Origin of the sequence: Xanthobacter sp. NM-25, from assembly GCF_022138605.1 — a bacterium.
Lineage (GTDB): Bacteria > Pseudomonadota > Alphaproteobacteria > Rhizobiales > Xanthobacteraceae > Xanthobacter.
Genome location: NZ_JACBFS010000008.1, coordinates 189,177 through 201,741 on the forward strand (window position 1 = coordinate 189,177; position 12,565 = coordinate 201,741).

Sequence of the window (12,565 nt, forward strand, 5' to 3'; positions counted from 1 at the left end):
CAGCCGCGAACCCATATATGCATTGAATTTACTTGATTTTCTGGATTAATTTGGGGTACTGAACTGGGGTCCTGAAGAGGTCCTTCCATGCGTCACGACAAGCGTTTCCTTGAGCTGCACGGCAACCAGTACCGCGTGAAGGTGAAGGTACCCGACGCCGTCCGGTCGGTCATCGGCAAGGCCCACCTCAAGGAGCCCCTGCACACCGACAGCCTCGCCAGAGCCAACATGCTGAAGTGGCCTGTGGTCACCCGGCTGAAGGCTGAGATCGAAGCCGCCCGTCGCGTCGCGGAAGCCAAGGCGGCCGGGGGTGACCCGGTGGTGATCGAGGCCATTGAATGGCGGCAGGCCATCGCTCAGGGTGATGAGGTCACCTCGGACATCCTTCTTCCCGACCGAGCCGAGGAGATCGAGCACAAGCACGGCCCACGGGCTGCCAGGGCATTCGTCGAGGTGGCCAGAGGCAAGGCGACACCTATCGGGCCATTGGAACCCGCATGGCTTGCCGAAGCGAAATATGCCGGGCGCACCGAGACAGCCCGAAAGCAGGCCGTGCGTGTGCTTCTTGAGTGGTGCCGCACCTCTTCGGTGCCGGAAACGGTCGAGGCCATTGACCGGAAGATTGCAGGGCGGTTCGTGTCGGAAGTCTTCATCGCGAAGGGGGCGGACCCGGCGACAGCGAACAAGCTCATTACCGGCTTGTCGGCTTTCTGGAAGTGGATGGAAAAGCGAGGCCACGCCACCTCAGGCAATCCGTGGGAGCGCCAGAGCCTGAAGCTACGGAAGCCCCAAACAGAGGACGGAGAGAACGCCAAGCGCCCCTTCACAGACAAAGAGGTCGTGGCCATCCTCGCGGGGGCCGATGGTGAGCGTTCTGCGAACGCAAGCGTCCTTGCGGACCTCTGCCGCTTTGCCGCCCTGTCTGGGATGCGACTTGGGGAGCTGTCGGAAGTCAGGGTGCGTAACGTCAAGGATGGCGTCATCCGCATTGCCCACGGCAAGACCGATGCGGCGGCCCGAGACGTGCCCATTCACCCCGGCCTTGCGACATTGGTCGCCACCCGATGCACTGGGAAGGAGCCCGACGCCTACCTCTTCCATGAGCTGCCAGAGCAGCACGACACAGCCCGCCCTCGCGGTGCTCCGGTCTCGCAGGCCTTCACGCGCCTCCTTCGGCACCTCAAGCTTGATGACCGCATAGAGGGCCGCCGGCAGGCCCGCACGGACTTCCATTCGTTCCGTCGCTGGTTCATCCGCAAAGCCGTCGAGGCACTTGAACAGGGCGCTACGGGCTTCACCGCCTGGACCCTGGCGGATGTGGTCGGGCACTCCAAGGAGGCCGGGCCGCTGCCTATGACGATGGGGCGTTATCCCGGGGCGGCGGGAATGGAAGCGAAGCGGGCGTGTGTGGAGGCCGTGAGGCTGCCGGTGCCCAAGGCGGAAGAGTGAGCGACTTGCACATTTCTGCGTTCATACATACGTTCATACGCAAGGTTCCCGGTAGGGTCCAGAAATACGGTCGGGAGTTCCCTCATGGTCGCGTTGAAGCTCGGGAAGGTCGGCAATTCGGTGGGCGCCGTGCTGCCCAAAGAAGTGCTGGCCCGTCTCAAGGTGGGCCAGGGAGACACCCTGTATCTGACAGAAGCGCCTGACGGCTATCGCCTCACGCCCTACGAACCCGAGTTCGAGGCGCAGATGGAAGAGGCCCGCAAGATCATGAAGAAGCGCCGCAACGTCCTGCGGGAGCTGGCGAAGTAGGTGGACCGGAGCGACGAACCCCGGTGGGTCACCAAGGCGGTCGCGCTCGCCATCCATGATGAGCAGCTTGCCGAGCACGGCGGCGGGCAGGGGCTCAGGGATGACGGGCTTCTGGAGGCGGCGTTGGGGCGCCCCCGCAACCTCTTTCACTACTGGGACGGGCCGGACGTGGCTGCCCTGGCTGCCGCCTATGCCTATGGGCTGGCGAAGGATCACCCCTTCGTGGACGGGAACAAGCGCACCTCCTTTGTGGTGTGCGAGTTGTTCCTGGCCCTGAACGGCTTCGAGCTGGGCATGGATGACGCCACAGCGGTGGCCACATGGCTGGCTCTGGCGGCCGGCAGGCTGACGGAAGAGGCGCTCGCGGAGCGGATCAGGGGTGCTCTGCGCGAGGGGTGATGGTGTGGCCGCGCAAGCTGGATTTGTCGCGGCATCGATCCTACGAGGTTAAGCAGGCGCCCCTCCAATGATCCTTGCTCGCTTTATTTGAGCGTTGAAAACTAATAACGCCGAGAATGACTTTCGTCTCTCCCGGCGTTATCTTTTCTCAATTGGTATCAAATATGAAACCTAGATTGTTGATCTTAGAAGTCTAACAAGTTGAAAATTTCTCTGATAATCTTCCAAATAATTCTTGCAATAATAAATTTCATTATAATCAATATAATTTTTCTCAAAGCATGAGGTCCTCCTTTCTATTAGCTGCCCGAGTGGCGTGGCGTCCTCATTTGCCTCCTTTCTGCTGCCGCGCCCCCATCGGACGCATTTATTGTATACCATGAAACCCTGTGCAAAGCCACTCTTCGCTTGTGATGTTGTGCCCTCGGAAGTGGGCGACTGCCGCACCCCATGTAACAATGGAAAATTCGACCTTGTCCTCGCCCATGATGTAGGCGCCGTCCTTACGGATGGCCGGCAGCACCACGCGCGTCACCCAATCCTGCCGCGCCAGCGGCGCATGGAAGGCGCGGGCCTCGGGTTTGTCGGAGCGCAGCATGAACTTGTAGAGCCCGCTTTCGGAGAGGACCAAAGCCTGGGCCATGCCCTTCCCAGAGGCCAGACCTCTGGGAATAGGCCGGACCTCGTCCGAGGACAGGAAGGAAAAGTTGGAGCCCGACTGCGCCACACCGAGGATGCGACGCACGTCCGCCGCCACCCACCACGGGGCGCCGTCGATCATCACCACGCGCACGTCGTGGCCGTTGAAGCGCGGCTCGCTACTGCTCAAGTGCAGCCCGCCGTTTCTTTAGCAAGCGGGTATCCGCTTCCGAAAGCGTAGCCCCGGAGGAGAGCCGATCGAGGGCCGCCGAAAGGGCGTTATTGCCCCCTGACGGGCCATGTAGGTATGCCGCACTGTTAGCGAGAGCGATCTTATGTTGCGTGTTTAATGTATCTCCCCTTTCCCACGCTTCAAGTGCAAGTTTTTCGTAGTACAGATCTTTCAGCTTGATAGCGTTTTTGGCTTCTGAGATCAAATTACATACAGGTATAAACTAAACATTTATTACAGATGTGCCTTTCGAGGAATCGTCAATAGTCTCAGTGTTGATGTATGAGGGATTTCCGAAGGCGATTCCGTCAACGAAGATCTGAAAATATTTAATTCCGCCGTCAATGTTGGATCGGAGTTCACATTTGTGAACGCCGACTGTGAACTTTCGAGGGGGCGTCATGCTAATCTCTGCGGTTGTTTTGTGCTTGTGCAACCCTCGCATGTACACCTCTTCTCCTTACCATCGTGCGGGATAAGCGAAAAGGTGAGAGAGGCGCTCATTGCCTAGGCCATGGCCATCTTGAACTGGAGGGCGCGAGGACCGGTGAAGCCGTCCCGGTCCATGTCGAAGGAGCGATAGGTCTGGCCGTTCTGCGGGTGGACGTGGGGGTGTGCCGAAAATTCGGCAGACCCTCCGCCGGGCATCTGGCGCATCAGGTCGTCGATGGCGTCGAGCACGTGCTTGTGCTCCTTCCCGAAGTACCGGGCCACGTCCCGCGAATTGGCGACGGGCCGGCCATTGAGGCCCAGCGAGATCGGAGAGCAACGCTAGATGCGCAACCCAAAATATGTTACGTTGTATTGATGCAATCGTCGGGGGCGTCCATGCCGAAAAAGAGCGGCGGCACACACACCACCATCCGGAAAACCAAAAGCGGGACGTCAAAGACAACGCGCACGAAATGTGGCAACACCACAATCACGAAGACAACGCGCTCGTCTGGGAAATCGACCACCACCATCTCCAGCCGGGTTGGGCGGACGACATATAGCCGAACGCGCTGAGCCGCTCACCATGTCCTCGCGGGAGATCGCGGACATGCTCGGGAACAACAATTCGGACGTGATGCGCTCGATTGAGCGCCTCGCCCTGAGGGGTATTCTGACCCTCCCGCCGTTGGCGGAAGTCCCCAACACCGGCCCCGGCCCGCGGGTTATCCGGGTCTACCTCCTCGACAAGCGCTCGTCGCTGATCGTCGTGGCGCAGCTCTCCCCCGAGTTCACCGCCCGCGTGGTGGACCGCTGGCAGGAGCTGCACCCAACCGCCTGCCGAGTCCCTGCATTCCGCCTCCAGTGATCAGCTTGCTGACGCAAGGGCCCCTGGACGGCCGCCTTACCCTCTCCGGCAGCTCTTCCCACCCGCCCGCTGCCAGCGGCCGTCAGCGACTCCCGGAAGCGATCCTAGGGGCGCATCACAGAAATGAATCGCTCCTTGGTGATTGATTCCAAAATGTCGTTGGACGGCGCGTCGCGTTCTCATGAAGCTCATTGTCATCCGCTCCGTAAGAGCCTCTGCACTCCAATCGCAGACTGGCGGCTCTGAATTCACGAGGATGACTTAGACATGAACGCATCTACCCAATTCGCGGAACCGGTCCCCGCTGCCCCTGCGGCCCGCACCTATCCTCTTCCCTTCTCCACCACGCCCTACGGATGCCGCGTCGAAGACATCCCCACCCATCTGGAAGATGGCAGCCCCCTTGAAACATGGGACGGGTGGTCGCCTCGGGACTGCCTCAACGTGGACCGGCCGGACGGCCTGGACCGGGCCCCGCCACCCGGCTGGTACTCTGTCGCCCATTGGGTGGCCCTGACGCACCCCCACTGGTTCGACATGCTCGACATGCCCATGCCGGACCTCTTCAAGGACTGGGCAGAGGGGCGGGGCTTCGCTCGTGACGATGGAGACATCTTCGACCTCATGGCGCAGGAGGGCATGACGCCCATCGAATGGCCGGCCCCGGTGAAGGCGCAAGAAGCGGGCATTCCCACCGTGCTCCTGTTCCCTGACCCCATCCTGCGGGCGGTTGACCGCTGAGAAGAGGGGGCCAAACGTGACCGATACGCCCAAGATGACCTATGCGGAGGTCGAGGCATCGCTGTCCCACCTCCTGAACACCTTCACCCTGGCCGTTTCCACGGCTCCCACCAGGGAGGAGAAGGAAGCGCAGCACGAAGGGGTGTTGCGGACTGTTGAATGGTACGTCGCCGAAGGCATCATCCCGCCTCAACGGGCCATTACGGCCACCACAAAGGACCTTCCCACGTACGTTCCGAAGGGCGTGGACCCCGCCACCCTGTGGCCGAAGGTCGGCACCCCGGGCCTCCAACTGGACCTGTGGGTCTATTCCACGCTGTTCGGTGCGGTCTGCCCGGGCGATGGGGGCAACCTGAGTTTCAGTCGGTACCTCTCCGACCCGGTGCTGTCCTGCGTCGCCCACAGGCTCCCGCACGAGGCGCTGGAGGCGGCGAAACAGGCCTGGATGGCGCGGCAGTCGTAGGCTGGAAATACCATTGTTTGTCAACGGGTTGGAATTAGGTTGCACGCAAGCCGGGGAGAGATATGTAAGATGCTCTTTAAGAGTCTCTTCAAGTGCTCTTCAAGATAGCTTTTAGATCTCTTCAAGTGCTCTCCAAGACGCTGGGAAAGGGGCTCTTAGAGACGAGGGGGCAGAGCCCCTCCCCGATAGAGGGTCCCATAGAGGAGGTGACCTGCTCTTGCATCCGGTTCATGGGTCCCGTTGAGGGGTTCTGTCTGGTGCGCATGAAGGGCTCTGCAAGGGCTGCTCCGCGAGGGGGAGGGGCCTGTCCGCGTCGAGGTTAAAGGTGTCGCCGGTGCCGTTTTCCGGAGACCTCTTTTTGGGGGGAGAGGGACAGTCGGTGGTCCTTTTGGTGACCCGCTGTCCTTCGCTGGGTTAGGATCAAAAGTGTCGCCGATGACCTTTTTGGCACCCCCGCCCCGCCCGCTACAGCTCCTTAGAGCGCCGCCAAAATCTGTAGTTACAATGCATTAGTTTGGTTGCACACAGGCCTAAACGGCAACATCAACGCACAGCCCGGCGCTGTGCTTTTTTGTGGCGACATCCCTCCCCATCCATCTCGACCGCCCTCCTAAGGACGCCCCGTAACGGGCTCGCGATCTTTGCGCGAAAGGATTTTGTCATGTCTCTCCCCGATAAGGATGCCAGCAACGCAGTTGTCGTCGTCGAAGACCCCACCTACCTCGCCAGGGAGGTCAACTACGCCCACCAGCAAGTGGTCGAGCACGGCAAGTCCATGCTGGCCTACGCGGCTAAGGCCGGGAGGTACCTCCTCTCCGTCAAGGGGACGCTGAAGCACGGCGAGTTCAAGCCGTGGATCGCGAAAAACTGTGCGTTCCCCTATCGGACGGCAGCTCGTTACATGCAGCTCGCCAAAAGTGTCGTTGGCGACACATTTGACCTGGGTGCAACCATCGACAGCATCCTGGACACCCACGCGAACCGCCGCAACGCACCCACGCCCGCTAGCATCTCCCGGGATGACGCCGAGTATGGTCTGAAGCTCCACGCCCTGGTGGAGCGCGGCGCTACCGAAGGGGAGCGTGACGTTGCCCGGCGGAAGCTGGAAGCCTTCGCGAAGGGGTTCAGGGACCCGCAGAGCGGGCAGGCCTACACGGCTGAAGCGCTCGTGGAAAAGGCCCAGGACATCCTCCCGGACTGGCAGAAGTCCTCCGAGCAGATCGAGCTGGACCGCTACAACGCCGAGGGCCAGGCCGCCAAGGCCGAAGCCGCCACCCTCCGTGCCCAGCTCGAAGTCATCCAAAGCCGCATCGCCCAGCTCCGGACGGACTGTAAAAGCATGCCGCGGGAGGCGCTGGAGGAGGCGTACATCGGCCTCGTTCTGGAGCGGGAGGGCTTCGCGAAAATCCTCAAGCAGAGGGCCGCCTAGAAGCGGTCCTTCCCACGAAAGGCTTCCCCATGCTGTTGGACACCGCCGCCGACGCTGGGGACCTGCCATCCCAGACGCTGCCCCCTGGCCCCTCCTTCGCTCAGGCGTTCGGCACCGACCCCACCGCCCGTGCCCGCCTTTGGGAGGGCTTGGAGTTGCCCGAGCGGGACCACGATGAAGGGGACGACGATGAAGATGCCCAGCCGCAGGACAGCGGCGAGCACCACGCCGCCCATGTCACTGCTTACCGCGCCCGGAAGGAGCGCTGCGGACACCTCGCCCGCCTCACACGGGGCCTGATGCGCATTCATCGCCACCTCGACGGCTCCCCTGGCAGCACCCGAATGGGCATGGGCGAGGATTGGTGCCACCACCGCCACCTATGGGCGGGGGAAGACGAGCTGCAAGCGTGGGCTGAGGCGACGCCCTACGCGCCCACCGAAGGCTCTCCGGTCTACCCCGCGAAGGGGTACCCCTCATGTTCGCTCCCCTGGTGGAGCTGGCCCCCGATGATGAGCGGCGACAGCCCGCATCTCTTCATGCTCCGCGTCCAGCGGGCCGAAGCCGAGGTGCGGGCGCAGATTGCCGCGGCCGGGGGCCTGGATGACGAGTGCGGGTGGATCACCCGCCCCACCATGCCGGACCTTGCGTGGTTCGATGAGCAGCAGCGCTTCCGCCTGTTGCCCCCGTCCGAACAGGCCGCTGCCGAGAAGGCCGCCCGGAAGGTCAAGAAGACCACCCAGCGCCGCGAGCAACGCGCCCGTGAGCAGGACAAGGACGCCACTACCGGCCGTGCTGTGCGCCCTGCGGTGGAGGTCTCCGCCGATGGCGCTTTCGTCACGGTGCCCCTCACCAGGGGCTATGCCGCCCGCGTTCCCGCGGCCGATGCGCCGCTCGTGGAAGGCCACCGCTGGCATGTGATCGTGCCTTCAAAAGGGGCGCCCTACGCGGCCCGCGACATACCACGGGAAGACAGGCGGAAGACCCGCTTGATGATGCACCGTGTAGAGGGCCTCACCGGCCCCGTGGTGATCATCCCGCCCGCTCCCAATTCCGTTTTGGAGCCAGTCCCTGGATTGTCTCTGAATGCTGAGACCCGCTGCCTTTCCTGAGGCGCGGGCAACTTGCGGGCATCTGCCCCCTCTGGCTGACACCTCAGATATTGCTTCTCCCCGGTCCTGCCCAACCTGCCTGAGGGCAGGCCATGCAGGCCATGGCGAGAGGCCGTCAGCCCGGGGGAGGCGGATGCCCGCCTTTTCTTCCTTTCCCCCGTCGCGCTCCGGCTGAACCTCCTTGCGCCAGAGGCTCCACCTAGGTGGAGTGCAGCAAGCTGGCAGCAGCCGTTGCAGCGCCTCGCCCGGCCTCCCGCCGGGTCCCTTGCCCTGCCTTCCCATTGGCCCCTTGGAGGCGGTCTTTCTCCTTTTCCTGCCCCATGGGGCGGGTGGGAGGGCAGGGCTCCCCTTTCCCCTGGTGTATCGTTCGGCCCTCCCCCTCGCAGGGAGGGTGGTTCCGTGCGCCCGTGGCCCTATGCGACCCGTTGTCGGTCCAACCCCGACACGGCGCCGCTCTCTCCACCTCCCCAGAGGCTCCACCACGTGGAGTTCACGACATGAAGGAGCACCACGACGCATGCTTGATACGACCACCACCCCCGTCACCACCGCCGACCCTGTATCGGCTCCGGTCCTGGCCCCGCCCATGACCTTGTCCGACGCCATCAATGCCGCGCACCAGCACGTTTGCGAGGCCGGACGATCCACCCTCCTCTTCGCCAAGGAGGCCGGGGAGCACCTACTCAAGGCCAAGGAGCAGGTTCGGCACGGGGAGTTCAAGGCATGGATCGAGAAGAACTGTGCAGTCTCCTACAAGCAGGCACTGAAATACATGCGGATCGCCAAACTTCCCTCGCAAGGGAATTTTGACGGCGGCATCGACGCCTTCCTCGAAGCCCACTCCACCCCCCGCAACAGTGGCGATGCCGACACGACCGAGCATGCAGACGAGCCCGTGGCCACCGCGCCCAAAGCCGCCAGCGAGCCGAAGCCCGCCAAGCCCTCCACCTCCGTCAAGGAGCTGAAAGCAGAGATCACCCGCCTTACGAGCGAGCTTCATGCCTCCCGCGACGCCCTCGCCACCGCCGAAGCCTTCATCACGCGCCTCCAGGGGACCCCTGTGGTCTCCCTCGACGATCCACCCACGGAAGAGCTGGCCGCGCTCCGCAAGGAGAATGCCGAGCTGAACGTGATGTTCGATGAAGCTGCCGCAGAGGGCAAGGAACTGCGCAGGGAGGTTGCGGACCTCAAGCGCCAGCTTCGCAAGCTGACGCCTCCGAAAGAGGAGCCCAAGGGCTACAACCCCGCCGTCGATTACTAGCCCGTCACCACTGGTGACGCCCTCCGCCCAGCAAAGCTGGGTCCCTCGTGGTCCGACCCCACGACGCGCCTCCACCCCCTTGATGATGCCCCCATTGGACGCGCCCTCGCTTTTGAGCGAGACGCCCGAGGCTCTGCACATGCAGAGTTGAACATGCCCTGTGAACTCTGTCCCGAGGTCTCCTTCCCCGCGCTGCGGTGCGGCTGGACGACCTGCGGACAGAACTACTCCCTGGTGCGTGTCGGGAACCCTGGCAAGCCCCAAAGGCTGTGCCCGACTCTTCCTTACGCCCGCTTGTCTCCCCTGCACTCCACTGAGGTGGAGCCTCTGCACTCCACGTAGTGGAGCCTCCGAGGGGGACGACCACGCGGGCGCCGGCGGAAGAACTACCGGCCATTGCCGTTGGTGATGCCACACCCTGCATCATCAAGGATTTAGTACCAAGTGACCAATACCACTGTTTCCCGCCTTGGCCAGATCAATGGCGCTGGCGACGCCTCCGCCCTCTTCCTCAAGGTCTTCGGCGGCGAGGTGATGACCGAGTTCGAGCGCCTCAACGTGTTCGAGAAGCTGACCTACGTGCGCCGGATCACGGCGGGCAAGTCGGCGCAGTTCCCCCTGGTCGGCCGGGCCTCCAGTGCCTACCACACCCCCGGCACCTGGATTGATGGCACCGCCATCGACCACGCGGAAAAGACCATCGTCATTGACGAGCTGCTCCAGTCGAACACGTTCATCGCGAACGTGGACGAGGCGATGAACCACTATGACGTGCGGTCCATCTACAGCTCCGAGCTGGGTCAGGAACTGGCCTACCAGTATGACACGCATCTTGGCGCGGTGCTGACCCTGGCGGCCCGCGCGGCCTCTCCGCTGACTGGCCGTTCCGGCGGCTCCCGCATCACCCATGCGGACATGCTGACGGACCCGGCCCGCCTCGAAGCGGCCCTGTTCACCGCCACCCAGACCCTGGACGAAAAGAACGTGAGCCAGCAGGACCGCTATGCGGTGTTCCGCCCGGCGCAGTTCTACCTTCTCGCCCAGCGTGACCGTCTGGTGGACACCAATCTGGGTGCCAAGGGCGCGGTGGCCTCGGGCGTCGTCGAGACCATCGCCGGCCTGCCCATCGTGAAGTCCAACCACGTCCCGTCCACCAGCGTCGCCACCGGTCCGACCAAGTACCAGGGAGACTTCACCACCACCGTGGGCCTCGTCTTCAACAAGTACGCTGCCGGCACCGTCAAGCTCTTGGATATTGGCGTGGAGAGTGAATACGAAATCCGCACCCAAGGCACCTTCTTCGTCGCCAAGTACCTGGTGGGCCACGACGTTCTGCGCTCGGATTGCGCGATTGAGATCGCCACCGGCGCCGTGGCGTAAGCCGGCGGAGCCACACCACCACGAGAAGGGCGGGGAGCAATCCCCGTCCTTTTCTTTTGCACTCCGCTTTGTGGAGCCTTTGGCGACATCGCCACCCACCCCCGCCGTTCCTCCCAAGGAGGCCGCATCGCGCGGCTCAACGGCCATTGAAAAGGACGCCCATGGCTTCGGACACCCCCGACAGCAAGCAGCCCACCGGCATCACGATCACCGCCGCCGGCAGAGGCTCCCCGCAGAGTGCCTTCAAGGGCGCGTATGCCATCTGCTACGCGGTGACCACCCATTACGAGGATGGCTCCACCACCACGACCATGACCTCTGCCCCCTGGACGGCGCCCACCCCGGTGCCGAGTCCCATGCAATCGCCGTGACCGAAGCCCTTCAGGAGGTCCTCGACGCGGGCTTGCAGGGGCTTCCGGTGGAGGTGCTGAGCACGTCCCGCGTCGTTTGCGACCTGCCCCCGTGGGGCACCTGGAAGCCCACCACGGAGACCACCATAGGCTTCCTGGAGGCCGCGCACAGCCTGCGGGAAGTGGCCGCACAATTCCCCGAGCTGCGCTTTGAGCTTGCCGAGAACGCCCACGAAGATCGGCGTCTTTACGGCGTGCTTGCCGAGGCCATGGCGCAGGCGGCTGTGTGGGCTGAGGAGCGCCTTGCCGCCATCGGTGGCACAGGCCTGATGCCCGTCCACGACGCCGCCCGCCGTCGCGGCTGACCGCCACCACCACCACCACCCGCCATCAACGAAAAGGACACCCCCACCATGACCGCTGTCACTTATGGCACTGCCCCCGCCGCCTTCATCCCGGCCAGCATGCTCCGTGCGGGCCTCTATGAGGTCTCCCCGGCCACCCTCCGGCCGGATGGCTCCGCCCCTCGCCACCTGTTCGACATGACGACCGAGGAAGGGCGGGCCGCCCAGGAGGCCTACGCCGCCGACAAAGCCACCCGTGACGCCTCCCGCACCGCCGCTTACGCCCGCCATCTCGCCTCCCGAGACGTGGGTGAAGGCATGTTGGGGGATGGCGTATAGGCATGGTCTCGCTCAGCGACATGAGCCGCGTTGACCTTCAGGACGGCCACGGCCCCCGGCGTATCGAAGGCCTCTCATGGTCTCCGGTCTCCCACCTGTGGGAAGCCACGATGACCGATCCCCGGGGGAACGCCATGTTCCTTGGCCAGTACGAGACCCCCACGCAGGCTGTCGAGGCCATCGAGCGCATGACGGAGAGCTTCCAGCGCATGGAGGCCTTCGCAATGCACATGAAGAGCCAGCAGGCAGAGCCCGTGCAGGCGCCTTCTCCAGAGCCCTGGAAGCCGGGGCTGGCGAGGGCTGAGGCTCCACCTCCGGTGGAGTGAGAATGAGCACCCACCGCCCCTTCCGGGGTGTCGCCTGGGACAGCCTCTATCGGCACGGGACGGCCGCCATCACAGCAGACGGCAAGCGCCTGTGGCTCGGCTCCTTCGAGCGCCCGGAAGATGCTGCAAGGGCCTATGACGCCGCCGCCCTCCAGCACCACGGCAGCAAGGCGAAGCTGAACTTCCTTTCCCCTCCACTCCGGCAGGATGCCCCGCAATGACGACGCCCACCCAACGAACCGAACTTGCTCAGGAACTCCACGACGAGGGGCTCCCGAACCCGTGGCGGAAGGCCTCTTCCCCCGCCGTCCCGAACCCTTGGGCGGGCATCGTCAATGAGCCCGGCGATCCGAAGACCATCCCCATTGTCAAAATCGACAGCGACGGGAAGGCCTGGGCGAATAGCCGGGACGTGGCGGCCTACTTCGGGAAGGAGCACTACAACGTGCTCAAGGCCATTGACGCCTTGCTGGAGCAAGACCCAGCCACTGC

At 63.5% G+C, this 12,565-nt stretch carries 18 protein-coding genes and 1 pseudogene; 16 read left to right on the top strand and 3 right to left on the bottom strand.

The genetic code is table 11. From position 1 onward, the window contains the following. Positions 1-87: 87 nt before the first annotated feature. The 3 genes from MEU52_RS20105 to MEU52_RS20115 all read left to right on the top strand — a co-directional run bounded on the left by MEU52_RS20105 (position 88) and on the right by MEU52_RS20115 (position 2,157). Positions 88-1,449 carry a DUF6538 domain-containing protein gene (locus MEU52_RS20105; protein WP_238122871.1) on the top strand — a complete coding sequence of 454 codons (1,362 nt, stop codon included), beginning with the start codon at positions 88-90 and terminating at the stop codon, positions 1,447-1,449. An 84-nt stretch (positions 1,450-1,533) separates the two neighbouring features. After that, on the top strand, positions 1,534-1,758 hold the full coding sequence (locus MEU52_RS20110) for an AbrB/MazE/SpoVT family DNA-binding domain-containing protein (RefSeq protein ID WP_238122870.1): 225 nt from the start codon (positions 1,534-1,536) through the stop codon (positions 1,756-1,758). Beyond that, on the top strand, positions 1,759-2,157 hold the full coding sequence (locus MEU52_RS20115) for a type II toxin-antitoxin system death-on-curing family toxin (protein WP_238122869.1): 399 nt from the start codon (positions 1,759-1,761) through the stop codon (positions 2,155-2,157). It begins immediately after the preceding gene. A 367-nt stretch (positions 2,158-2,524) separates the two neighbouring features. Here the strand turns inward: MEU52_RS20115 and MEU52_RS20120 are convergent, their stop codons facing one another. From MEU52_RS20120 to MEU52_RS20130, 3 genes are all read right to left on the bottom strand, one after another. Beyond that, positions 2,525-2,986, bottom strand: coding sequence for a BRO-N domain-containing protein (locus MEU52_RS20120; protein ID WP_238122868.1), 462 nt, complete (start codon positions 2,984-2,986; stop codon positions 2,525-2,527). Positions 2,987-3,535: 549 nt separating this feature from the next. Beyond that, positions 3,536-3,742 (bottom strand): Rha family transcriptional regulator, encoded by a 207-nt coding sequence (locus tag MEU52_RS20125; RefSeq protein WP_337927145.1) that lies wholly within the window; start codon positions 3,740-3,742, stop codon positions 3,536-3,538. Positions 3,743-3,822: 80 nt separating this feature from the next. After that, positions 3,823-3,993 (bottom strand): hypothetical protein, encoded by a 171-nt coding sequence (locus tag MEU52_RS20130; RefSeq protein ID WP_238122866.1) that lies wholly within the window; start codon positions 3,991-3,993, stop codon positions 3,823-3,825. 53 nt (positions 3,994-4,046) lie between these two features. Here MEU52_RS20130 and MEU52_RS20135 point away from each other — a divergent pair, with 53 nt between their 5' ends. The 13 genes and pseudogenes from MEU52_RS20135 to MEU52_RS20195 form a co-directional block, all read left to right on the top strand. Further along, positions 4,047-4,328 (top strand): Rha family transcriptional regulator, encoded by a 282-nt coding sequence (locus tag MEU52_RS20135; protein WP_238122865.1) that lies wholly within the window; start codon positions 4,047-4,049, stop codon positions 4,326-4,328. A gap of 267 nt (positions 4,329-4,595) precedes the next feature. Beyond that, positions 4,596-5,069: a hypothetical protein gene (locus MEU52_RS20140; RefSeq protein ID WP_238122864.1), complete on the top strand. Its 474-nt coding sequence runs from the start codon at positions 4,596-4,598 to the stop codon at positions 5,067-5,069. 16 nt (positions 5,070-5,085) lie between these two features. Further along, on the top strand, positions 5,086-5,532 hold the full coding sequence (locus MEU52_RS20145) for a hypothetical protein (protein ID WP_238122863.1): 447 nt from the start codon (positions 5,086-5,088) through the stop codon (positions 5,530-5,532). Positions 5,533-6,193: 661 nt separating this feature from the next. Then, entirely contained in the window at positions 6,194-6,961 is a 768-nt protein-coding gene (locus tag MEU52_RS20150) for a DUF3102 domain-containing protein (protein WP_238122862.1), read from the top strand. 29 nt (positions 6,962-6,990) lie between these two features. Further along, the gene (locus MEU52_RS20155; protein ID WP_238122861.1) at positions 6,991-8,073 is read left to right on the top strand and encodes a hypothetical protein; all 1,083 of its coding nucleotides are present in this window, start codon (positions 6,991-6,993) and stop codon (positions 8,071-8,073) included. Between the two features lie 517 nt (positions 8,074-8,590). After that, on the top strand, positions 8,591-9,334 hold the full coding sequence (locus MEU52_RS20160) for a DUF3102 domain-containing protein (protein WP_238122860.1): 744 nt from the start codon (positions 8,591-8,593) through the stop codon (positions 9,332-9,334). A 444-nt stretch (positions 9,335-9,778) separates the two neighbouring features. Next, positions 9,779-10,714: a hypothetical protein gene (locus tag MEU52_RS20165; RefSeq protein WP_238122859.1), complete on the top strand. Its 936-nt coding sequence runs from the start codon at positions 9,779-9,781 to the stop codon at positions 10,712-10,714. 161 nt (positions 10,715-10,875) lie between these two features. Beyond that, positions 10,876-11,085 (top strand): hypothetical protein, encoded by a 210-nt coding sequence (locus tag MEU52_RS20170; RefSeq protein WP_238122858.1) that lies wholly within the window; start codon positions 10,876-10,878, stop codon positions 11,083-11,085. Continuing rightward, complete coding sequence (locus MEU52_RS20175) at positions 11,082-11,429, top strand: hypothetical protein (protein WP_238122857.1); 348 nt, start codon at positions 11,082-11,084, stop codon at positions 11,427-11,429. Before MEU52_RS20170 ends, MEU52_RS20175 begins: the two co-directional genes overlap by 4 nt. 48 nt (positions 11,430-11,477) lie before the next feature. Continuing rightward, complete coding sequence (locus tag MEU52_RS20180) at positions 11,478-11,747, top strand: hypothetical protein (RefSeq protein ID WP_238122856.1); 270 nt, start codon at positions 11,478-11,480, stop codon at positions 11,745-11,747. 110 nt (positions 11,748-11,857) lie between these two features. Further along, complete coding sequence (locus MEU52_RS20185) at positions 11,858-12,073, top strand: hypothetical protein (protein ID WP_238122855.1); 216 nt, start codon at positions 11,858-11,860, stop codon at positions 12,071-12,073. 2 nt (positions 12,074-12,075) lie between these two features. Next, the gene (locus MEU52_RS20190; RefSeq protein WP_238122854.1) at positions 12,076-12,294 is read left to right on the top strand and encodes an AP2 domain-containing protein; all 219 of its coding nucleotides are present in this window, start codon (positions 12,076-12,078) and stop codon (positions 12,292-12,294) included. Then, positions 12,291-12,565, top strand: a pseudogene (locus tag MEU52_RS20195) (Rha family transcriptional regulator); the annotation flags it as partial. The gene MEU52_RS20190 and the pseudogene MEU52_RS20195, both read left to right, overlap by 4 nt.